Source organism: uncultured Streptococcus sp. (genome assembly GCF_963521865.1).
Taxonomy (GTDB): Bacteria; Bacillota; Bacilli; order Lactobacillales; family Streptococcaceae; genus Streptococcus.
Genome location: NZ_CAUQWY010000021.1, coordinates 1 through 23,429 on the forward strand (window position 1 = coordinate 1; position 23,429 = coordinate 23,429).

Consider the following 23,429-nt stretch of genomic DNA (forward strand, 5'->3'; position numbering starts at 1 on the left):
TACTAGATTTGATTGTCTATTTATTTTTAGGCTATGTTTTAGCAATGCAAAAAGACGAATATCTGTTTTCAATTCTACTAATTTTTTCTAATTTTTCACTTCCCTTTATCAGAGAAAAAGAGTATGAATTATTTAAAAATAAGAAGTGAGATAAATAGGCTTAAATCTTCCTTCTCTTTAAAATAAAATCAGGTAGAGAAAGGATATCTTATCTAGGTAACGAAGAGATAAAAACGAAGTTCTTTCTTTTGGGATAAATGTTACAGTAAACATAGCCACTGCTTATTTTATAGGAGACTCAACATGTTTAAACTAAGTGATAAAGTCAGAGTGGCATCTGCTCTTTTAGGAGTAAGTTCCATATTGGTTAGTATGTATCTTATACCTTTTATTAAAACTGAGAATAAATTTTGGGAAATACTTTTATTTATATTAGGTGTATTGCTAATTGGAATTGCGTTCCTAAATCCCCCAAAAAATTAAATTTTAGAATAGTATTAGTGAGTAGGTAATCATTTCTTGATTGGATTTTTTAATGCTATTGATGAATGGGATGGAAAAAGTAACAATAAATTAAGAACAGGATGATAGTATTATGATGGTTGTTTTAATTTTGATGGTTGTGGTGTTTTTGTATTATGTAATTACAGAGTATTTTCAGAATAGTTATATTGACTGCATACTATTTCTAACATTGCTGATTTCTCATTTGATATGGGATTACTATTTTTTGCCCATTGAAGTTTTAGTGGCATTAAGTGGAGTAAATTTGTTGTCAAGATTATTCAAAAAAATGAGAACTCAATAGATTTGTTAGTGGATTATAAAGATGAAAGGTAAAATTGGGATATTTATAATGAAACATTTTTTTGCAGGAATTGGTGAGATAAGATTTAGTAGTTATCTATTGTCTCTATGTGTAGGACTAGCCCCTCTTTTTCATATCTATGTAATAGGCTCTGAAATGAATTTTGTGAAAATAGTGTTATCTATTTTGGGAATTATATTTGTTTGTATTTTAACTATTGCTCGAATTTATAGAAGATTTTTCTATAATTCACTAGAATAGTATGAGTTAGTTAATCAATTGGAACGATTATTCTTTGTGATACTATACCACTTTTAAGATTTTACATTAAACAACTGGCTGAAGTGAAAGTTGTTTATCTTAGAAAGGAAAACACCAACTTGTCCTACAAATTTTTACTCTTCGACCTCGACCACACCTTGCTTGATTTTGATGCTGCTGAGGATGTGGCTTTGACGCAACTTCTAAAAGAAGAAGGGGTTACAGATATTCAGGCCTATAAAGACTATTACGTTCCTATGAACAAGGCTCTCTGGAAGGACTTGGAACAAAAGAAAATTAGTAAACAAGAGCTGGTTAACACGCGCTTTTCTCGTCTATTTGCTCACTTTGGACTGGAGAAAGATGGTAGTTTTCTTGCCCAGCGTTACCAGTTTTACTTAGCCCAGCAGGGACAAACTCTTTCGGGCGCTCATGAACTCTTAGACAACCTCATTGAGCGAGATTATGAGCTGTATGCTGCGACAAATGGCATTACTGCCATTCAGACAGGGCGTTTGGCTCAATCTGGTCTAGCACCTTATTTCAACCAAGTCTTTATCTCTGAACAGTTGCAAACACAAAAGCCTGATGCTCTCTTTTATGAAAAAATCGGTCAACAGATTGCTGGATTTAGTAAAGAAAAGACGCTGATGATTGGAGATTCTCTAACCGCCGACATTCAAGGCGGCAATAATGCAGGGATTGACACGATTTGGTACAATCCTCATCACCTCGAAAACCCCACACAAGCCCAGCCAACCTACGAAGTCCATTCTTACCAAGACTTGCTGGATTGTTTAGATAAACTGTAAAAAGTGGTTTAGATAACCACTTTTTGCTATAATAGAGGCAGTAAAAAAGAAGGAGTCGGCTATGGAACACTCGTCTTGGCATGATTTGATTAAGGGACAATTACCTGAAGGTTATTTCGGGAAAATCAATCAGTTTATGGAGCAGGTCTATTCTCAAGGGACTATTTATCCGCCCAAAGAAAAGGTTTTTCAGGCCCTCTTGACAACACCGCTTGAAGACGTTAAGGTGGTGATTCTAGGGCAAGATCCCTATCACGGGCCAGGTCAAGCGCAGGGCTTAAGTTTTTCTGTACCTGACTCTATCCCAGCTCCTCCATCTTTGCAAAATATCTTGAAAGAATTGTCGGATGATATCGGGGTCAAGAAATCTCATGATTTGACAGCTTGGGCTGAGCAAGGAGTCTTACTTCTTAATGCTTGTTTGACGGTTCCTGCTGGACAGGCCAATGGTCATGCTGGTCAGATATGGGAGCCTTTTACGGATGCTGTGATTCAGGTGGTCAATCATCTAGATAGACCAGTCGTTTTTGTACTCTGGGGAGCCTATGCACGTAAGAAGAAGGCCTTAGTTACCAATCCTCATCACTTGATTATCGAATCAGCCCATCCAAGTCCTTTGTCAGTTTATAGAGGATTTTGGGGTTCCAAGCCTTTTTCCAAGGCCAATGCATTCTTAAAAGAAACAGGACAAGAGCCAATCGATTGGCTTAGATAAGGAGAGAATATGCCTCAGTTAGCGACGATTTGCTACATTGATAACGGGAAAGAACTGCTCATGCTCCACCGTAATAAGAAGCCAAATGATGTTCATGAAGGGAAATGGATTGGTGTGGGTGGTAAGCTAGAGAGAGGTGAGACCCCTCAGGAATGCGCAGCACGTGAAATCCTCGAAGAAACAGGGCTCAAAGCTAAGCCAGTTCTAAAAGGTGTTATCACTTTTCCTGAATTTACGCCAGATTTAGACTGGTATACCTATGTTTTTAAGGTGACAGAGTTTGAAGGGGACTTGATTGACTGTAATGAGGGGACGCTGGAATGGGTTCCCTATGACGAGGTTTTGAGTAAGCCGACTTGGGAAGGTGACCATACCTTTGTTGGGTGGCTTTTAGAGGATAAACCCTTCTTCTCAGCCAAGTTTGTCTATGATGGGGATAAATTGTTGGATACCCAAGTTGATTTCTATGAATAAAGGAGAAAGCAGATGCTACTAATCAAAAATGGTCGTGTAATGGATCCTAAGTCTGGTTTGGATCAAGTGTGTGATGTCTTAGTCCAAGATGGGAAAATTGTCAAAATTGCGCCTGAGATCAAGGAAGAAGGAGCAGAAATCATATATGCTACAGGTCTTGTAGTTGCTCCTGGTTTGGTTGATATTCATGTTCATTTCCGTGAACCTGGTCAAACCCACAAGGAAGATATTCATACTGGTGCCCTAGCAGCCGCTGCAGGTGGTTTTACAACGGTTGTCATGATGGCTAATACTAGTCCAACTATTTCAGACGTAGAGACTTTGCAAGAAGTTCTCCAGTCAGCTGCCAAAGAGAAGATTCATGTTAAGACGGTTGCGACCATTACTAAGAATTTTAATGGGCAAGATTTGACTGACTTTCAGGCGCTTTTAGAATCAGGTGCAGTTGGTTTCTCAGATGACGGGATTCCGCTTGAAAGCAGTAAAGTTGTTAAGGAAGCCATGGAGGAAGCCAAAAAGCTTAATACCTTTATTAGTCTTCATGAGGAAGATCCAGGTTTGAACGGTGTTCTTGGCTTTAACGAAAATATTGCTAAAGAACATTTCCATATCTGTGGTGCTACTGGGGTGGCTGAGTATGCTATGATGGCGCGTGATGTCATGATTGCCTATGCAACTAAGGCCCATGTTCATATTCAGCATTTGTCTAAAGAAGAAAGTGTTAAAGTAGTGGAGTTTGCTCAAGGGTTAGGTGCGCAAGTCACAGCAGAAGTAGCGCCACAGCATTTTTCTAAGACCGAAGCGCTCCTTTTGACACATGGTAGTAATGCTAAGATGAATCCTCCACTTCGTTTGGAATCAGATCGTCGTGCCGTAATTCAAGGTCTCAAGTCAGGTGTCATCACAGTTATTGCGACAGACCACGCTCCTCACCATGCGGATGAAAAAAATATTGAGGATATTACCAAAGCACCATCTGGCATGACTGGCTTAGAAACATCTCTATCTCTCGGATTGACCTATTTGGTGGAAGCTGGTGAGTTGAGCTTGATGGAATTACTCGAAAAGATGACATACAACCCAGCCAAGCTTTACAATTTTGAAGCAGGTTACTTGGCTGAGAATGGTCCAGCGGACATCACTATTTTTGATGCTAAGGCTGACCGCCTTGTGGACTCCCATTTTGCTTCCAAAGCAGCTAATTCACCATTCATCGGTGAAACCTTGAAAGGGCAGGTTAAATATACCATCTGTAAGGGACAAATCGTCTATCAAAACTAGGTGGGAGTCTGCTCTGTAAATAAAAAGAATAGAGAGCCTATATGTACCAAACCCATCATTTCAAAGACAAGTTTATCTTATTTTTAAAGATATTTTTCCCTATCCTGATTTATCAATTTGCAAATTATTCTGCCTCCTTTGTTGATACGACTATGACAGGTCAATACAATACCATAGACTTGGCTGGTGTGTCTATGGCAACCAGTATCTGGAACCCCTTCTTTACATTCCTGACAGGGATTGTGTCAGCCTTGGTGCCCATCATTGGCCACCATCTTGGTCGAGGAAAAAAGGAAGAAGTTGCGTCTGATTTTTACCAATTTATTTATTTGGCCTTGGGCCTATCTACAGTCTTGCTGGGGATGGTACTTTTCTTGGCACCACCAATCTTGAATCATATTGGACTAGAGGCACAAGTGGCAGCAGTAGCGGTTCGCTATCTTTGGTTTTTATCTATCGGAATTATCCCCTTATTGCTTTTTAGTGTCATTCGTTCTTTGCTGGATTCGTTGGGGTTGACCAAACTGTCCATGTATCTCATGCTTTTGTTGCTTCCCTTGAATAGTGGATTTAACTACCTCTTGATTTACGGTGCCTTTGGAGTTCCAGAACTGGGAGGGGCTGGTGCTGGTTTAGGAACATCCTTGGCCTACTGGGTCTTGCTGGGGATTTCTGTTCTGGTTTTATTTAGACAGGAGAAGCTTAAAGCCTTACACCTTGAGAAACGAATTCCACTTAATATGGATAAAATTAAGGAAGGAGTTCGTTTAGGTCTTCCTATTGGAGGAACTGTCTTTGCGGAAGTGGCTATCTTTTCCGTGGTTGGTTTGATTATGGCTAAGTTCTCGTCCTTGATTATCGCTAGTCACCAGTCAGCCATGAACTTTTCAAGTCTTATGTACGCCTTTCCTATGAGTATCTCATCTGCTATGGCTATTGTCGTTTCCTATGAAGTTGGAGCCAAGCGATTTGATGATGCGAAAACCTATATTGGTCTAGGAAGATGGGCAGCTCTCATTTTTGCGGCCTTCACCTTAACCTTCCTTTACATTTTTAGGGGAAATGTGGCTAGTCTTTATGGTAACGACTCAGAATTTATCGATTTGACAGCGCGTTTTTTGACTTATAGTCTTTTCTTCCAGTTAGCAGATACCTTTGCGGCACCTCTTCAGGGAATTTTGCGGGGGTATAAGGATACAGTTATTCCTTTTTACCTTGGTTTGGTTGGTTATTGGGGTGTAGCAATACCAGTAGCTATGGTATTTGATTCCCTCACAGATTTTGGAGCTTATTCTTACTGGATCGGTTTGATTATTAGTCTAATTGTTAGTGGGGCGCTCTACCGTTGGCGTTTAACTGTGATTATGAAGAGATTTGAATTTTTAGAAAAATCCAAATGATAAAAAGTTTGTGAAAAAATATTTTTGATAAGAAAATCCCTTGTTCTAATTGGGTTTTCTTTTTTATTTTGTGAAATTTTCTTTAGAAAAACTTTGACAGTATTTTCCAAAAACGGTAAAATAGTAAGGTAAGAAGAAAGTTAGAAAGGCAAGAAGATGTCAACTTTAGATAAAAATCTTTTGCTAGAAATGTTCCGCAAGATGGAAGAAATCCGTCGTATGGACTTAAAAATTGCGCAATTAGTAAAGAAAGGGAAAGTGCCAGGAATGACGCACTTTTCTGTTGGAGAAGAGGCAGCTAACGTGGGTGCTATGTTGTCTCTCAATCCAGATGATTTGATCACATCAAACCACCGTGGTCATGGACAAGCTATTGCCAAAGGGATTGACCTCAACGGAATGATGGCTGAAATCCTTGGAAAATACACTGGAACCTGTAAAGGTAAAGGTGGTTCTATGCATATCGCCGACCTTGATTCTGGTAACCTTGGTGCCAATGGTATCGTAGGTGGTGGTATGGGAATCGCTGTCGGTGCAGCCCTCAGTCAGCAGATGCAAAATACTGGAAAAATCGTTGTCTGCTTCTTTGGAGATGGTGCGACCAACGAAGGTGTTTTCCACGAAGCAGTCAACATGGCTTCTATCTGGAAGCTGCCAGTCATTTTCTATTGCATTAACAACGGTTACGGTATTTCTGCGGATATCAAGAAAATGACCAATGTAGAACATATCCATCAACGTAGTGCGGCATATGGAATTCCTGGAATGTTTATCGAAGATGGAAACAATGTCATCGACGTCTATGAAGGATTTAAGAAGGCTGTAGACCATGTTCGTGGTGGCAATGGCCCTGTCTTGATTGAAAGTGTAACATATCGCTGGCTTGGTCACTCATCATCTGACCCTGGTAAATATCGTACGCGTGAAGAAGTCGAGTTGTGGAAACAAAAAGACCCGATCGAAAACCTCCGCAATTACCTTATTGAAAATAACATTGCAAGTGCCGAAGAATTGGAAGAAATCCAAGCCCAAGTCAAGGAAGCAGTAGAAGCTTCTGTTAAATTTGCAGAGGAAAGTCCATTCCCACCACTTGAATCAGCCTTTGAAGATATTTACGCAGACTAAGGAGAATGAGATAAAATGGAAACAAAAACAATGTCCTTCCGTGACACCATTATCCTTGCTATGTCTGAGGAAATGCGTCGCGATGAAAATGTGTTCTTGATGGGAGAAGATGTCGGTGTCTTCGGAGGAGACTTCGGAACTTCTGTTGGAATGCTTGAAGAATTTGGTCCAGAACGTGTTCGTGATTGTCCGATTTCTGAAGCTGCCATTTCAGGAGCAGCAGCAGGAGCAGCCATGACAGGACTTCGTCCAATTGTCGATATGACCTTTATGGACTTCTCGGTCATTGCCATGGACAATATCGTTAACCAAGCTGCTAAAACACGTTATATGTTTGGTGGTAAGGGTCAGGTCCCAATGACTGTCCGTTGTGCAGCAGGTAACGGAGTTGGTTCTGCAGCCCAGCACTCGCAATCACTAGAGTCTTGGTTTACTCATATTCCTGGTCTTAAGGTTGTGGCACCAGGTACACCTGCGGACATGAAAGGATTGCTTAAGTCTTCTATCCGTGATAACAACCCAGTTATTATTCTTGAGTACAAGTCAGAATTTAACCAAAAAGGTGAAGTGCCAGTTGATCCAGACTACACGATTCCACTTGGTGTTGGGGAAATCAAACGCGAAGGAACGGATGTAACAGTTGTTACTTACGGAAAAATGCTGCGCCGTGTGGTTCAAGCTGCTGAAGAATTAGCAGAAGAAGGAATTTCAGTTGAAATTGTTGACCCACGTACCCTTGTTCCGCTTGATAAGGATATCATTATCAACTCAGTGAAGAAGACTGGTAAGGTTGTTCTGGTCAACGATGCCCACAAAACAAGTGGCTATATCGGTGAAATTTCAGCTATTATTTCAGAATCAGAAGCATTTGACTATCTAGATGCACCAATCCGCCGTTGTGCAGGAGAAGATGTGCCAATGCCTTACGCGCAAAACCTAGAAAATGCAATGATTCCAACAGTTGAAAGCATCAAAGATGCTATCCGTAAAACTTATAACAAAGAATAGAATTACATAAGATAAGTTATGTAAAATACTTGTTATCTGTCATAAGAAGAGTTGGTTCGATAATAACCGACAAAGGATTTAGTAAGTCTACATGGTTGGTTACTTGATAGTGGCAACCGTAGTAATTTGAGATACGTTTTGTATCCAAGTTGCTTGTAGAGTTGAACACGGGCTAAAAACTCGGAAAAAAGATAAATCTCCTTGACTTCATCGAAGTCTACGTTGATTTCCTATTTTTCGGTCGCTTTTAAACGCCCTTTGCATTATATAATTGAACTCGGGCTAAAGTCTGTGTGAAAAAGATAAACTTTCCTAGAAACTAAAGTTTCTTCGTCAAGTTTCCTATTTTCACTTTGACTTTTGACGCCCTTAGTATCATTTAATTGAATTCGGACGGAGGTCTGCGAAAAAAAGATAGATTTTCTTGTGTTCATCGAACACATCGTCAATTTCCTATTTTTTCATTGCCCTCTGAGTCCTTAATATCTTATATTCGAACACGGGCTAAAAGCTTGGAAAAAAGATAAATCTCCTTGGCTTCATCGAAGCCATCGTCGATTTCCTATTTTTCAGTCGCTTTTGACGCCCTTTGTATCATAAATAGAATTGGAGAGGTCATGGCTGATGACAAGCTAAGAGCGACTCCTGCAGCTAGAAAGTTAGCGGATGATTTAGGGATCAACCTCTACGACGTTTCTGGCTCAGGTGCAAACGGTCGTGTCCACAAAGAAGACGTGGAAACTTATAAAGACACAAACGTGGTTCGCATTTCGCCACTTGCAAAACGAATTGCCCTCGAACATAATATTGCTTGGCAGGAAATCCAAGGAACAGGTCATCGTGGTAAGATCATGAAGAAGGATGTCTTGGCCTTGCTTCCTGAAAATATCGAAAACGACACCATCAAGTCTCCTGCTCAAATCGAAAAAGTGGAAGAGATTCCTGATACTATCACTCCTTATGGTGAGATTGAGCGTATTCCAATGACACCAATGCGTAAGGTTATCGCCCAACGTATGGTCGAATCTTACCTAACTGCGCCAACCTTCACACTCAACTACGATGTCGATATGACTGAAATGTTGGCTCTTCGTAAGAAGGTTCTTGAGCCAATCATGGAAGCAACTGGGAAGAAGACTACTGTAACAGACCTTCTTTCACTTGCTGTTGTAAAAACCTTGATGAAGCATCCTTACATCAACGCTTCATTGACAGAAGACGGCAAGACCATTATCACTCACAACTATGTCAATCTTGCCATGGCAGTTGGGATGGATAATGGATTGATGACACCTGTTGTTTACAATGCTGAGAAGATGAGTCTTTCAGAACTGGTTGTAGCCTTTAAGGATGTTATTGGCCGTACCTTGGATGGTAAATTGGCTCCAAGTGAGTTGCAAAATTCAACCTTCACAATCAGTAATTTGGGAATGTTTGGCGTTCAGTCCTTTGGTCCTATCATCAACCAACCAAACTCAGCTATCCTTGGTGTGAGTTCGACAATTGAGAAGCCAGTTGTCGTCAATGGTGAAATTGTGATTCGCCCAATCATGAGTCTTGGTTTAACCATTGACCACCGTGTCGTAGATGGTATGGCTGGTGCTAAGTTTATGAAAGACTTGAAAGAGTTGATTGAAAATCCAATCTCAATGTTGATTTAAGAGCAAGAGTATTCATTTTAAAGATATAGATAAAGGAAGGAAGACATGGCCTTAGAAGTAATTATGCCAAAAGCCGGCGTGGATATGACAGAAGGACAAATCGTCCAATGGAATAAAAAAGTCGGAGAATTTGTAAAAGAAGGAGAAATCCTTTTGGAAATCATGACTGACAAAGTCAGCATGGAATTGGAAGCCGAAGAAGATGGTTATTTGATTGCCATTCTCAAAGGAGATGGTGAAACTGTTCCTGTAACGGAAGTTATCGGTTACCTTGGTGAAGAAGGAGAAAATATCCCAACAGCTGGAGCCGCAGCGTCAGAAGCTAGCCCTTCACCTGCAGCAAGTGCCTCAAACGATGGTGGTAAGAGCGATGATGCTTTTGATATCGTTGTGATTGGTGGAGGTCCTGCTGGTTATGTTGCAGCCATTAAAGCTGCCCAACTAGGCGGTAAGGTTGCCCTTGTTGAGAAATCTGAACTTGGTGGAACCTGCTTGAACCGTGGTTGTATTCCAACTAAGACCTATCTTCACAACGCTGAAATTATCGAAAACATTGGTCATGCTGCAAATCGTGGTATCGTAATCGAAAATCCAAACTTCACTGTAGATATGGACAAACTCCTTGAAACTAAGTCTAAGGTTGTCAATACTTTAGTTGGAGGAGTTGCAGGTTTGCTTCGTAGCTACGGAGTTACTGTTCATAAAGGTATTGGTACCATCACTAAAGATAAGAATGTCTTGGTAAATGGTTCTGAATTGCTTGAAACTAAGAAAATTATCCTTGCTGGTGGTTCAAAAGTCAGCAAGATCAACGTCCCTGGTATGGAATCTCCACTTGTCATGACTAGTGATGACATTCTTGAAATGAACGAAGTACCAGAAAGCCTTGTTATCATCGGTGGTGGTGTTGTCGGTATCGAACTTGGTCAGGCCTTCATGACATTTGGTTCAAAAGTAACTGTTATCGAAATGATGGACCGTATCGTGCCAGCTATGGATGCAGAAGTGTCTAAGAATCTTCGCTTGATCCTTGAGCGTAAAGGTATGACCATCTTGACTGGTACTAAACTGCAAGAAATCATCGAGGAAAATGGTCAACTTCGTATCAAGGTTGAAGGAAAAGACGATATCATCGCAAGCAAAGCTCTTCTTTCAATCGGTCGTGTGCCAGACCTTGAAGGTATTGGAGAGGTTGAGTTTGAATTGGATCGTGGTCGTATCAAGGTCAACGAATACATGGAAACTTCTGTTCCAGGTATTTACGCACCAGGTGATATTAATGGTACTAAGATGTTAGCGCACGCAGCCTTCCGTATGGGTGAAGTTGCTGCTGAAAATGCTCTTAAAGGAAATCATGCTGTTGCCAAGTTGAATTTGACTCCTGCAGCCATCTACACTCTTCCTGAAGTAGCAGCAGTAGGTTTGACAGAAGAACAAGCCCGTGAGAAATACGATGTTGCTATCGGTAAGTTCAACTTTGCTGCTAATGGTCGTGCTATTGCATCGGATACTGCTCAAGGTTTCGTAAAAGTCATTGCAGATAAGAAATACGGAGAAATCCTTGGTGTTCATATCATAGGTCCTGCAGCTGCAGAATTGATCAATGAAGCATCGAGCATTATCGAAATGGAAATTACTGTTGAAGAAATGCTGAAGACTATCCACGGACACCCAACCTACTCTGAAGTGATGTACGAAGCATTTGCGGATGTTCTAGGAATGGCTATCCATTCACCTAAGAAAAAATAAAACGAAGATAGATTAGACTGGAAGGTTATTCCAGTCTCTATCGTATAAGAAGGTATCTCATGAAATACATTATCAATCATTCAAACGACACTGCTTTTAATATCGCCTTGGAAGAATATGCCTTTAAACATCTTTTGGATGAGGATCAAATCTTCCTACTTTGGATCAACAAGCCATCTATCATTGTTGGTCGTCACCAGAATACCATCGAAGAAATCAACCGTGATTATGTTCGCGAAAATGGTATTGAGGTGGTCCGCCGTATCAGCGGTGGTGGAGCTGTTTACCACGATTTAAATAACCTAAACTATACGATCATCTCAAAAGAAGATGAAAACAAGGCTTTTGACTTCAAGAGCTTCTCAACTCCAGTTATCAATACTTTGGCTCAACTTGGGGTTAAAGCTGAATTCACAGGTCGTAATGACCTTGAGATTGATGGTAAGAAGTTCTGTGGCAATGCCCAAGCCTATATCAATGGCCGTATCATGCACCACGGTTGCTTGCTCTTTGACGTTGATTTATCAGTTCTTGCTAATGCCCTCAAGGTTTCAAAGGACAAATTTGAATCAAAAGGTGTGAAATCGGTCCGTGCCCGTGTAACCAATATTGTCAATGAATTGCCAGAAAAAATTACAGTTAAAGAATTCCGTGACTTACTCTTGGAATACATGAAAAAAGAGTATCCAGAGATGACAGAATACGTTTTTTCTGAGGAAGAATTAGCTGAAATTAACCGTATCAAGGATACCAAGTTTGGTACTTGGGACTGGAACTACGGTAAATCACCTGAATTTAACGTCCGTCGTGGAACCAAATTCACTAGTGGTAAGGTGGAAGTTTTTGCTAATGTTCTCGAATCAAAAATCCAAGACATCAAGATTTACGGTGACTTCTTTGGTATTGAAGACGTTGCTGCAGTAGAAGATGTCCTTCGTGGAGTGAAATATGAACGCGAAGATGTACTTAAAGCTCTAGAAACTATTGATATTACACGCTACTTCGCTGGTATTAGCCGTGAAGAAATCGCTGAAGCGGTAGTTGGATAAATCAAAAAGAAGTTGGTTGTAGGACCAGCTTCTTTTTATGAGTTTTTAATTTACATAATTTATTTTATGTAATTTATAAACTATCCAGAGCATTCTTTTGTTCATCGTTGACGATATGGGTATAGAGGTCAGTGACTTGTGTACTGGCATGTCCTAGCTGATGGCTGACCAAAACTTGCGATTTAGTGGCATCATAGAGTCTAGTTGCTAGCGTATGGCGCAGTTTATGGGGTGTTACACGGACTTTGAAGTCCTCAGAGTATTTAGCAACCATTTTTTCAACGCTGGAAGCATCGATACGATTGGGAACACCTCGATAGAGTGTCAAAAAAAGGGCTGTATCTGTTTTTTCCGTCTTATAGCGTTGATTTCGAATGGCCAGATAATTTTCTAGATAAGGTTTTGCAAAAGCAGCGACATTGACCGAGTCACGTTTACCCCCTTTTCGAGTGACATCGATAACCATCATTTTTAGATTGAGATCTCTTAGATCCAGATTAACAGCTTCAGATAAGCGGACACCAGACGCCAAGAGAAGGGCAATGATGGCCAAATCACGTTCTTTATTTTTGTTGAATGATGAGAGAGCGCGATTTGAAAGTTGTTGTGGATACTCTTGGTCAATATAAGTTAGAAAACCTTCTGTTTCATCACCTAAAAAGAGTTTTTGCTTGATGTTTTCAGCTCTGGCAGCAAGTGTTTCTTTCTTTTTCTTTGTTGAAACTTTCTTCATTACATTACGATAAAAATAAGGCTCTCCCTGATCGTTTTCAACTTCCTCAGTCAAATACTTATAAAGACTAGAAAGTGCTGACAAAGTCCGATTGATGGTTGTCTGAGAAACTCCTTGCTTGGTTGTATTAGCATTCAGCAAAGGACGTTCACGTAGGTAAAGGATAAAGGATTCCATGTCTTTCTTAGACATATTTTCCAAGACAGATAAAGAAATATCAGATATTTTATCTGCGTTTGAAATGCCAGACTCCAAAACCCAGCTGAAAAATCGATCATATTCCTTGAGGTATTCGTACAGGGTTGTAAAACTGTAAGGTACAGCCAGCTTAGATTGGTAGTATTCCAGAACATACCAGGGCATGATTTGTTTTAGTTTGTCGATTCGTTCCAGTAAAATCTCACGTTTCATGTATTTTCTCCATAAGTAAGTCTACTAGTAGTATAGCATAGACCTATATATTTTTCAAGAAAATTATAGTTTTTCGGAAAGATGATATAGAGATTTTTAAAAAAGACTTATACCTGTGTAAAACGAACAAAATAACTAAAAATTTTTTTTGGAACAAAAATAGCTAAATTAGTGAGAATATACTTTACTAAAACTTAAAACCTTGTTAAATCAAGGTTTTAAGGCTTACATTGGGTTTAAAAGGGGATGATTTTGTACATTACTCCTTAAACTCAGTCGTATCAAGGGTTTATCTATTGTATAGGGAAAAGTACAAAAATTTCCAGTTTTTGCGTAAAATGGATCTAAATCTTTGGAGTTGTACTATTGTGAATCATTAGCTAGTGCTTTTTCTAGCTTCCAAATACTAAACCAGAATGAAATAGTCAGTAGAATAAGGAAAATAAAAAAGAGATTATCAGTAACGAAACTTTTGTTCATTCTACATAACTGAAGAGCTATATAAGGAGCTATGAGATACAAAATACATTGTATAATTGCTATTGTTCTCTTTTTCATGATTTTAATCTTACTGTACAGATTTGATACAGTAAACTCCTTTCTAGCTTTATGCTTTATCATTTCTAACTTGATTATAGTCTTATTTTTACCAAAGTTCAATTATTTGTATGTGAAATATCTTATCTGTAAAAAATAACCGATCTCATTGCTGAGAATCGGTTTTCTAATATATTTAATTAAGAAGTTTATTTTTACATAACATAAATTATGTAAAAATTCTACAACAACAAATCTTTGACTTTCCCAATTTCACTTTTTGGAATAACTAAATGAATCATATCACCGAGATACATTCTGGTTGAACCGTTAACGGTTTGGCTCTTGCCATTATGGACTTGGGTTGTGATGAGGATATTATGTGGTAAGTTGAGTTCATGAACCTGTTTACCTGCTATTTTATCTGAAACAGGGATTTCAATGAGAGTGACTTCTCCTTCATCTGTCGCTTCTTCTGGCAGCATTTTTTCCAACATAGCCTCATATACTGGTGCACCCTTGAGTAAATCCATGATGATGTAGGCGACCAAGGTTACTAATCCAAGTGGCATGAGGTTGCGAATATCTCCTACCATCTCAGTTACGAGTATCATAGCAGTTAAGGGAGCCTTAGAAATGGCTCCAAAATAGCCGCTCATTCCTAGAATGACAAATATAGGGAATTGCTCTTGACTGACAAGCCCAAGATTGACACAAATAACACCAACTAGGGCACCAAGCAAGGAACCTAGCGCCAAAATTGGTAGGAAAATTCCTCCTGGAAGGCCACTTCCATAGCTAATCATGCTCCAAACAAAGCGAATCAAAAAGTAAGCTAATAGAACTTGGAAACTAAAATCTTGCTCAGTTAGGGAAAGAACCAGCTGGTTTCCACCACCAAGGATTTGGGGTAAGAAAATTCCAACTGGTATGATGAGAAAGAAAGCTAGAATTGGATAATAAGCTCTATCCAAATGGATTTTTTGACCAAGCCAGTCATAAACTCTACCGACATTGAGTACAGCTTTTTCATAGAGAAAACCAGAAAGTCCAAGAAAAACTCCCATAAGGAGGTAAATCCAATACTGATCCAGGGTCATGAGTGGGATGTTGTCTGGCATATCCAGTACGGGTGTTAGGCCAAATATGAGCAGAGAAACAAAGTTTGCTACGAGACTAGCAGCCAAGGTAGAAACCCAGAAAAAGCGCGAAAAATGATGATAGACTTCTTCTACAACAAAGAGGAGACCTGCTATTGGAGCGTTAAATGCTGCGGCTAATCCTGCGGCTGCACCACTAGCAATCAGGGAGCGTTCCTCTACTGGACTAGATTTGAGCCACTTGGCAATACCTTTTCCACCAACCGCTCCAAGTTGAATACTTGGTCCTTCACGCCCCAGCATAAGTCCACTTGCAATAGCAAGAATACCTAGCACATATTTTTTCCAAAGAACGCCCCACCAGTTGAGAGTCATGAGTCCCTTTAATTCGGCTTCAACTTGAGGAATTCCTGAGCCTTTGATATCTTTTTCTGACCGTATTAGTTTAGCACTGAGCCAACAGATGAGTACATAAAACAAAACCAGTAGAAAAAGATTGCGAACTAGGTGCGCTTGATCTTGATAAAGTCCTTGTGTCAGGTGGAAACCTTTTTCAATTAAGAAACGAAAGGATCCAACGATAATTCCAACAACTAGACCAACAATGATTCCTCGTCCAACTTGGGATAATATGGTACTCGAGGCAAAGGCAAATTCTTTCTTGGAACTGAGTGTTTCTGACTGTTCCTCCATAATCATTCCTTCTAACTTAACTTTCTTTTTCTCCTGAAACCAGCGATTTAATGGGTTCAAAACTGGTTCGGTGAATCGGTGTAACTCCTAGTTTTGTGAGGCCTTCCAGATGTTTAGCTGTTCCATATCCTGCATTAGCAGTAAAATCATAGCCAGGGAACTGCTGATCGTAGTCATTCATCAATTCATCACGTGTCACCTTGGCTACTATAGAAGCTGCTGCGATCGAGAGAGAATTAGCATCACCCTTGATGATAGAGGTTTGTGAAATTGGTAAATCCAGTTTCATAGCATCTATCAAGAGATGCTCAGGTTGAGGACTGAGCTGGGAGATAGCTTCCTGCATGGCCAGTTTGGTTGCTTCATAGATATTGACTTGGTCGATGACCTGATTATCCATGATACCAATCCCGATTGACAAGGCTTGGTCTTGGACAGCTTGGAAAATCTCCAGATGTTTCTTTTTAGGAATTTTCTTGCTGTCATTTAGGCCTTTAATCTTACAATTTTGAGGTAAAATAACAGTTGCAGCGACTACAGGTCCAGCCAGAGGACCACGGCCAACCTCGTCAACACCTGCTATCAAGGTCAATCCTTGCTTGTAAAGTTCTTTTTCATAGGAAAGCATGGATTCCAAACGAAGATCCTCATCCAATTCTGCCTGAATGGCTTTTTTACGCTTGCTAATTTCTTTTTGAACCCCAGAGCGATTATCCTTTTCAAGTTCTAAAAAAACAGGGCTTTCTAACTCCTTGACCGTAGCAAGGAGTTCTTTGATTTCTTTAATCGTCGCCATCGAGGTCTTCCAATGTATCTAAGGTATAGTTACCGAGTTTGCCGTCGCGGACTTCCTTCACAAAGAGACTGTAGAAACGGTCATAGTCATCACGGAAACCGAGGGCACGGGTCATGTCCATAATAATAACAGGCGCTTCTTCCTCAATTTTCATTTGTTTAAAGCGTTCAGCCAACATTTCTGGATAATGTTCTTTGAAATAATTGAGACCAAAAATAGTTACCTCATCCATAGGAAGCAACTGGTCTTTGATAGCTCCAGTCAAGGCTAATTTAAGAGCAACAGTTTCATCTTCAAACTTAGGCCAAAGAATCCCCGGTGTGTCTAGGATTTCAAGGTCCTTATTAGTTTTGAGCCATTGTTGTCCCTTTGTAACCCCTGGTTTGTTACCGACAACTGCAATTTTCTTACCAGCCAAACGATTCATTAGAGTGGATTTACCAGCATTTGGAATCCCGATAATCATGGTACGCAAGGTTTCGATTTTAATCCCACGTTCTCTCTGGCGAGCAATCTTATCAGCCATGAGTTTTTTGGCCGCATCTGTTACAACTTTTACAGTTACTTGTTCTTTGGAGTTGATAGCTAGAGTCTGGATTCCTTTTGATTCAAAATACTGACGCCATTCCTTGGTTATTGATGGATCAGCCAAGTCTGCCTTGTTTAAAATCAAGAGTTTTGGTTTGTCACCAACAATTTTGGTCAACATAGGATTTTGACTAGATAGAGGTAAGCGTGCATCCACTAAAATCGTCACAAAATCAACAAATTTTAAATTTTCCTGCACCTGTCGACGAGCCTTAGACATGTGACCAGGAAACCATTGAATAGTAGCCATTGAGTTTTTTTCCTTTCGTAGCAAGGGTTTAGAGCCCCTATTTTATTTTACTATTGTCTAAACACCAAGCGAACACCAAAACTACCATGCAATGGAAAAACCTCTGATTTGATTCTCACTTGATTTCACAATCTTTATATCAAACTGTGGGTGGTATTTGACAATATCTTTTTTGATTTTTAATAGTAAATTTGAAACAATATTTTTAGGTGAATAACGTGGACTAAGATGTAACAAGTCTTTGAACTCATCAACACTTAATTCTACTTTATTGCTATTATCACTAGTTTCAATGAATTTTTCAATCATTCTGGAATATTTACAGGTATAACTTTTCAATTCTTCAAAATGGAAATTGTGATTTTCTACAAATTGATTTAAGGCTTTTACAGTATTTTCTTGTGAACGATTTATATTATGTGTATAGCCCATTGTTGTCTCAAAGTTAGCGTGTCCTACTCTAGTCATAATATCTTTCACTGCTATGTGCATCTCATTACTTTGAAGGTAACTAATATGCATATGCCTAAACGAATGGGGAGTAACATGTTTTACCCACTTAAAACCATAGTCACTTAAACAATTTGTCAATAATTTTCCTTCTATTCGTTTCAAAATTTGACGAAAAGTGCTTGATGTTATTGGAGAGCCGTATTCTGTTCTAAATACACTTTCAGAATGTGTAAAAGCAGGACAGGGATGTTTCTCCATATAAGCATCAAACTCTTTATTTCTCTGTATTGTCCTTTTAATAGCTTCGCTTGCAGCTTCAGGCAAAGCTACTTCTCTAATTGAATTGAGTGTTTTAGTTGTATCAAAATGAAATTGTTCAACTTTTAAACAATGATATTGAAGTGCCTTATCAATATGCAAGATTCCTTTTTCAAAATCAATATCTGATGGTAAAAATGCTGCTTCACTAATTCGAATACCTGTAAGCAACAATACTATAGCAAGATCATAATAGTTTGCATTTCTGCATTGGCGTAATACATCAAAAAATGCGTGTAATTCATGGATTTCTAGAAATTTAGAATCATGTCTTTCTTTTGCTTTACGCCTTTTCTCTAGTGAAATATCTAGTTTTACCGCAGTCATAGGAGAAAACTTAATGACATTATATAACACACCATGATTAAAAATCTTATTACAAGTACTTTTTATATGAGTCATTGTTGAAGGCGATGCATCATACATTTCTAAATATTTATTGAGACTTTTTTTCATCAGAAGTGGAGTAATCCTGTCTAATAAAAAATCATCTCCTATAATTTTCCCAAGACGCTTCATAACCAGTAGTTCTCTCTGAATTGTTTGTGGTTTAACAGAGACACACCAAGTCTGAAACCAATTTTCTTTTAACTCTCCAAATGTTGTGATCAGTTCAGGGCTAAACTGACTTTCAAATGAAGTAGTTAGTCTATCTATTTTATCAAGAACCTCTCTTTCAGCTTGTTTTCTCGCCCTACTGGTATTCTTAGTGTAACTTACAGTTACTGATTTCCACTTTCCTGTTAGTGGATCTTTGTACTTTTCAACCACTTGATATAAGGGTTGCCCTTTTGAATTTGTTTTAGTTACATAATACATAATTTAATTCCTCTTAACTCTTAAAAAGAAATAAATCATTGTTGTATAGAATAAATAACTACCCTATATTATACCATGACTTCCTTATTTTGTCCGCTTTTGCTTCCATCTTAAGAAACTTTCAAATCCTTCTAGATTAATGAAAACAAGTTTATGGGTTGGGTTAATTACATACATGGAAAATGTTCTGTTTTCTCGCATTTCTTTAATCCATCTGTTCAATGTATATTGATTTAAACCATCCCATCTTTTTAGAATTCCTTTTTTATCGGCCCATTCTGCAATGAAATTTTCGACAGATATATATTTTATATTCATGTCATCATCCTTCCTAAAAAATATTTTCTCCTCCACGGCATGACTGATGAAGTCATCATAAGAATTTCACTTGCTGCTCTTTCACGATGGCAGCCTGAACGGTCAGAAGTATCATTGTATATCATTTGTATCATGGCATATAAAGTATCGCTCTATTTTATTGATGGTTTTAAAATCGCTCTTATCATGGCGAGCCATTCAAATCTGTTCCACAAATGAGGAAAGTACCATTTTGGACTATTCAATTGTCAAAGAACAAATAAAAAATCTCCTCATTTTTACACTCTATGCAATTGAGGAGATTATTTTCTAAAGCGAATTTTATCAGGAAAATCTGTCAATCCCAATAGATAATCTGTACTGACATCGTAAAAGTTTGAGAGAGTTTCCAATACATCTGCCGTCAAGGCATGCTCACCCCGTTCAATTTTAGCATAAGCTGAGTTTGTAAACGAAAGTATTTTAGCTATTTGTTTTTGGGTCAAATCGTGATCTTCCCTCAAATCTCTCAAACGTCTGTACATCTAGCTTTCTCCTGAGAAAAGTATAATATATAAAACCAAGAAATCACTCAAAGTGTCCAAATTGGACATTTTGAACTAAAGTTAATTTATTAAACACTTCTCGTAAGCATATCTATTATAGGTAAGACAATATTAAGAAAGACGGTCAAAATCTATTAACCGTCTAAAAACAAAAATGTTATAAGCTATTAAAAAATCAGCAGTAATCCGGTAACAAAAGTCGCATAATTTTGTTAAGGAAGGAATTAATGATGTTCAGATTACTGCTAACCAGCAAATTGAAAAATGGTCAACATGATATTTCTAATGTGAATCTCTTACTTTCAGAACCTAAAGGTTGAATAATAGCCACCCCCTACTTATCAATAAAATTATCCGTTGCATTAACAGATGTATATAAACCACTCCATGGATCCAAAGCAATTAACTAGACTTTATTTGTCAATAACCACAAAATTAGATTAGAAAAATCATTAAAAATTAATTGGAATCCTTTGTGATGCTTTCTCAATAAAAGTAATACTTCTCAATATTTTAACTGAACTAAAGTAATAGCATAATGGTATCTTGATTGTATTCTTCTAAAACAGATTGCCCTTCACATTCAACTGTGATTGATTAAATGTTTCCAAAAATATATTCCAAAGGCGCTCTAAATTCTCTGTATCAGCTATTTTTTATCAGCTATCAACTTCTATCATACCTCTTCAATAGCGTGCTGAATATTAGCGATAATACCGTAATAGATACACCAATAATAAAAATATTAAAAGTATTGTTAGGATTTAAAACTACTGAGAAAAAAACGGTACCTAGTGGCATAAAAAGGATCGCTACTGAAAAGATAATTCCAAAGACTCTGCCAAGAAACTCATTATCTACATCTCTTTGAACAATAGAGAAAAATTGGATATTAAAAATGGAAAGAAATAGACTAAATAACGCTGGAGAAAAAATTAGGATAATGAGGTTATGGAATATAAAATAAAGCGGTGCAGTTAGCATTAACATTAAGCCTGAACACGCTGAAAAGAGAAGTAAACGTCTACTTGACAAAGATCTATTGACAAAACCACTTAATATCGATCCCAAAAAACCACCAATTGCTTGCGCTGTTAGAAAGCTTCCATAAAGTCTATCTGAAATTCCTTCAAACATTTGACTACTATAAGGTAATAATAAATTATAGGCTGCTAGAACAAAATTAACCAAAGCAGAAAGAATGATAATAATAAAGATTGGTTTATGGCTATAAACATACTTGAATCCTACTTTTAAGTCGTTAAAGACTCCATTTATTGTCATTTCCTCCTTTGTATCTACTTCTTCATTCACAGGTGTAACAAATAAAATCAATAAAGCTGCCATTAGAAAGGATAATCCATCCAATAATAGCACCCCCCGTACCCCTAGAATGTTGTACAAGAAGATTGCTACCATAGGAATCGTTACTTTTATTACAGTACTCGTTGTTTCTAATAGTGAATTTAGTTTGGAAATACTATCTTCTTTTACGACTTCTTTCGTAAAAGCCTTGTAGGACGGTCCTGAAAATGCGCTCATAAAAGCCAATATGACATTTGTGATAACAATCGCATAAACTAACCATTGTTCTTTAGAGATTAATGATAGAACTATGCAAGCGATCCCAGATAAGAAATTTGTTCCAATGATAATTTTTTTCCGCTTAAAACTATCTGCAATGACTCCACCGAATAAATTGAATAGAACCCCGATCACCTTTTCTAATGATTGATAAATGGCAACCAACGATAAAGATGTTGGATTTAGTCCGGCCAGAAAGGTATTATTAGCGAAGTCAAACATGATATCTCCGATTTTAGATACCCCTTTACTCATGACAAGATAACTTATATTCTTTGTTTTTTTATTTTCCATTAATATTACCTCATATTATCTTTTTCAGGTCCTCCATTAGCAATGTCTAAATGCTACCACAATTTGTATAAGGCACTATTTAATTTCATCATAGTTTAACAATAAAAGTATATCTACAACCTATCATTACCATTATTAGTGTTATAAGACACCTTAAATAATGGTTGAAAGAAACTATGAAATAACTTTGAAAGTATTACTCCTTCAAAAGAGCCTTTAAAACCCAAAAATTCTAAGGATGGAAATGTTGATTTATCCACTTTTATAGAATCTGATTTTTATAAAAATAGGAGTTTTTAAAACTCCATCATGAAATATCTGTATTACCAACTAACTTCACCAAGTAATTGAACTAAATTCTCTCGTATCTATTAAAAATGTAATATTCTTAATCTTATGCAGATAAAAAATTAGACTCTAACTACTAAGTAGTAAACCATGTATCAGTAATAGTTTCCGACCAATCAATTGACTTGCTATAAAAATTCTTTATATCCATTGCTTTTTGAAGAAGTTCATCCAAATTCTTCCCAAAAAAGCTAACAGTTAATAAGTAATCCATCTGTTTCTGTAATCCATCAAAGCGAACATTTTCATATTGTTTAATTTGTATCTCTATAATCCCATCCAAATCCAATATTGGAATAGACTTCACATATCCCTTTTGTGCCGGTATCCATACTTTCCCAGAAAGCCTAACACTTGAAGTGTTGCCTATATTATAAGGAATGCCTAACTCTCTTTTTACCAAATATTCATCCAAATTAATTGAGAATGATTTAATAATATTTTTTGTATATTCACCCCCTACAAGCCTACTTCCAATCTCACAGAGTATTGGATTACCAGATTTATCAATAAATATTTCTGCATGAAAAATCGTATTATAATCAACTTCAAATTTTTTAAAAATCTCTGCAGTATAATTTTTTAATAACTTGTCTTCATTCGAGTCAATATCAAGCATTATTGAACCAAGACCAAATCCCTCTTCAAATGCTTCTAAACAATTTTTGACATACATACTACAACAAGAAAACTCTATCGATTGACCGTTAAAAAATCCGTCAACATGATATAGCTGTCCACTCACATACTCTTCAACCAAGTAATCATCTAGCGAAATATTATAAAGAACATCTGATAACGAATCTTTATTCTCAATTTTGATAACACCTTTTGAAGCCCATTTTTTTCTTGGTTTCAAAATCACAGGATACCCAAATTGTTCACAGAAAGACACAACATCCATAAAGTGATCTACTTTTCTAAATTTAGGAATTTTAAAACCTTCTTTAGAAAGTTTTTTCCGCATTAGATATTTATCTCTAAACAATAGTGCTTCTTCAAGTGTTTGACCTTTTATTCCCAAATTTTTTCGTATACAAGCAGCTCGAATAATACTACCTTCTTCAAAAGCTAAAATTTTTGTAACAGGATCGATTTTATTTAATTCATAAATAAATTGCTCAACATTTCCGTTGGTCTCAAATTCAGGAAAACCTATAGCCTTATCATAAGAAAAACTATTTATCGTTTCGAGATAGCCCAAGATATATACCTCTTGGTCAAAATCATTTAACCATTTTAAATAATTATGTTTAGACTTACCTTCACGATCAATAATCACTACAGACATATTTCACC

General features: G+C 37.7%; 22 protein-coding genes. 12 read left to right on the forward strand and 10 right to left on the reverse strand.

Features of this window, described 5'->3' with window-relative positions; genetic code table 11:
• Positions 1-595: 595 nt before the first annotated feature.
• From RWO85_RS06715 to RWO85_RS06755, 9 genes are all read left to right on the forward strand, one after another.
• Positions 596-808, forward strand: a complete 213-nt coding sequence (locus RWO85_RS06715; RefSeq protein WP_112443711.1) for a hypothetical protein — start codon at positions 596-598, stop codon at positions 806-808.
• Positions 809-856: 48 nt separating this feature from the next.
• Positions 857-1,069, forward strand: coding sequence for a hypothetical protein (locus RWO85_RS06720; RefSeq protein WP_000680089.1), 213 nt, complete (start codon positions 857-859; stop codon positions 1,067-1,069).
• A gap of 119 nt (positions 1,070-1,188) precedes the next feature.
• On the forward strand, positions 1,189-1,881 hold the full coding sequence (locus tag RWO85_RS06725) for a YjjG family noncanonical pyrimidine nucleotidase (RefSeq protein ID WP_033683571.1): 693 nt from the start codon (positions 1,189-1,191) through the stop codon (positions 1,879-1,881).
• A gap of 61 nt (positions 1,882-1,942) precedes the next feature.
• On the forward strand, positions 1,943-2,596 hold the full coding sequence (locus RWO85_RS06730) for a uracil-DNA glycosylase (RefSeq protein ID WP_033683573.1): 654 nt from the start codon (positions 1,943-1,945) through the stop codon (positions 2,594-2,596).
• A 9-nt stretch (positions 2,597-2,605) separates the two neighbouring features.
• Positions 2,606-3,070, forward strand: a complete 465-nt coding sequence (locus tag RWO85_RS06735) for an 8-oxo-dGTP diphosphatase (protein ID WP_001135770.1) — start codon at positions 2,606-2,608, stop codon at positions 3,068-3,070.
• Between the two features lie 12 nt (positions 3,071-3,082).
• The gene (locus tag RWO85_RS06740; RefSeq protein ID WP_314414863.1) at positions 3,083-4,351 is read left to right on the forward strand and encodes a dihydroorotase; all 1,269 of its coding nucleotides are present in this window, start codon (positions 3,083-3,085) and stop codon (positions 4,349-4,351) included.
• A gap of 41 nt (positions 4,352-4,392) precedes the next feature.
• A complete protein-coding gene (gene pdrM / locus RWO85_RS06745) occupies positions 4,393-5,751 on the forward strand; it encodes a sodium-coupled multidrug efflux MATE transporter PdrM (RefSeq protein WP_314414865.1) in 1,359 nt (452 codons plus the stop codon).
• Positions 5,752-5,907: 156 nt separating this feature from the next.
• A complete protein-coding gene (locus RWO85_RS06750) occupies positions 5,908-6,876 on the forward strand; it encodes a thiamine pyrophosphate-dependent dehydrogenase E1 component subunit alpha (protein ID WP_314414867.1) in 969 nt (322 codons plus the stop codon).
• 15 nt (positions 6,877-6,891) lie between these two features.
• On the forward strand, positions 6,892-7,884 hold the full coding sequence (locus RWO85_RS06755; protein ID WP_000448714.1) for an alpha-ketoacid dehydrogenase subunit beta: 993 nt from the start codon (positions 6,892-6,894) through the stop codon (positions 7,882-7,884).
• Between the two features lie 16 nt (positions 7,885-7,900).
• On the opposite strand, the gene RWO85_RS06760 is transcribed toward RWO85_RS06755, so the two are convergent.
• On the reverse strand, positions 7,901-8,032 hold the full coding sequence (locus tag RWO85_RS06760; RefSeq protein WP_314414870.1) for a hypothetical protein: 132 nt from the start codon (positions 8,030-8,032) through the stop codon (positions 7,901-7,903).
• 469 nt (positions 8,033-8,501) lie between these two features.
• Between RWO85_RS06760 and RWO85_RS06765 the strand changes: the two genes are divergently transcribed.
• Genes RWO85_RS06765 through RWO85_RS06775 form a run of 3 tightly spaced genes read left to right on the forward strand, consistent with a single transcriptional unit; the run spans position 8,502 to position 12,343 of the window.
• Positions 8,502-9,545, forward strand: coding sequence for a dihydrolipoamide acetyltransferase (locus tag RWO85_RS06765; protein ID WP_314414872.1), 1,044 nt, complete (start codon positions 8,502-8,504; stop codon positions 9,543-9,545).
• A gap of 45 nt (positions 9,546-9,590) precedes the next feature.
• Positions 9,591-11,294, forward strand: a complete 1,704-nt coding sequence (gene lpdA / locus RWO85_RS06770) for a dihydrolipoyl dehydrogenase (protein WP_314414874.1) — start codon at positions 9,591-9,593, stop codon at positions 11,292-11,294.
• Positions 11,295-11,353: 59 nt separating this feature from the next.
• The gene (locus RWO85_RS06775) at positions 11,354-12,343 is read left to right on the forward strand and encodes a lipoate--protein ligase (protein ID WP_314414876.1); all 990 of its coding nucleotides are present in this window, start codon (positions 11,354-11,356) and stop codon (positions 12,341-12,343) included.
• Between the two features lie 73 nt (positions 12,344-12,416).
• Here the strand turns inward: RWO85_RS06775 and xerS are convergent, their stop codons facing one another.
• From xerS to RWO85_RS06820, 9 genes are all read right to left on the reverse strand, one after another.
• A complete protein-coding gene (gene xerS / locus RWO85_RS06780; RefSeq protein ID WP_125385831.1) occupies positions 12,417-13,487 on the reverse strand; it encodes a tyrosine recombinase XerS in 1,071 nt (356 codons plus the stop codon).
• 779 nt (positions 13,488-14,266) lie between these two features.
• Positions 14,267-15,817: a chloride channel protein gene (locus RWO85_RS06785; RefSeq protein ID WP_314414877.1), complete on the reverse strand. Its 1,551-nt coding sequence runs from the start codon at positions 15,815-15,817 to the stop codon at positions 14,267-14,269.
• 16 nt (positions 15,818-15,833) lie between these two features.
• The gene (locus RWO85_RS06790) at positions 15,834-16,613 is read right to left on the reverse strand and encodes a ribonuclease HII (protein WP_314414879.1); all 780 of its coding nucleotides are present in this window, start codon (positions 16,611-16,613) and stop codon (positions 15,834-15,836) included.
• Positions 16,600-17,451: a ribosome biogenesis GTPase YlqF gene (gene ylqF / locus RWO85_RS06795; RefSeq protein ID WP_314414881.1), complete on the reverse strand. Its 852-nt coding sequence runs from the start codon at positions 17,449-17,451 to the stop codon at positions 16,600-16,602. Before ylqF ends, RWO85_RS06790 begins: the two co-directional genes overlap by 14 nt.
• An 81-nt stretch (positions 17,452-17,532) precedes the next feature.
• Positions 17,533-19,041 (reverse strand): site-specific integrase, encoded by a 1,509-nt coding sequence (locus tag RWO85_RS06800; protein WP_078352189.1) that lies wholly within the window; start codon positions 19,039-19,041, stop codon positions 17,533-17,535.
• Between the two features lie 84 nt (positions 19,042-19,125).
• Positions 19,126-19,359 carry a DNA-binding protein gene (locus tag RWO85_RS06805; RefSeq protein ID WP_314414883.1) on the reverse strand — a complete coding sequence of 78 codons (234 nt, stop codon included), beginning with the start codon at positions 19,357-19,359 and terminating at the stop codon, positions 19,126-19,128.
• Positions 19,360-19,661: 302 nt separating this feature from the next.
• Entirely contained in the window at positions 19,662-19,883 is a 222-nt protein-coding gene (locus RWO85_RS06810; RefSeq protein ID WP_314414885.1) for a helix-turn-helix transcriptional regulator, read from the reverse strand.
• A 687-nt stretch (positions 19,884-20,570) separates the two neighbouring features.
• The gene (locus RWO85_RS06815) at positions 20,571-21,782 is read right to left on the reverse strand and encodes an MFS transporter (RefSeq protein ID WP_075228604.1); all 1,212 of its coding nucleotides are present in this window, start codon (positions 21,780-21,782) and stop codon (positions 20,571-20,573) included.
• A gap of 424 nt (positions 21,783-22,206) precedes the next feature.
• Positions 22,207-23,421: an ATP-grasp domain-containing protein gene (locus RWO85_RS06820; protein WP_314414887.1), complete on the reverse strand. Its 1,215-nt coding sequence runs from the start codon at positions 23,419-23,421 to the stop codon at positions 22,207-22,209.
• Positions 23,422-23,429 lie beyond the last annotated feature (8 nt).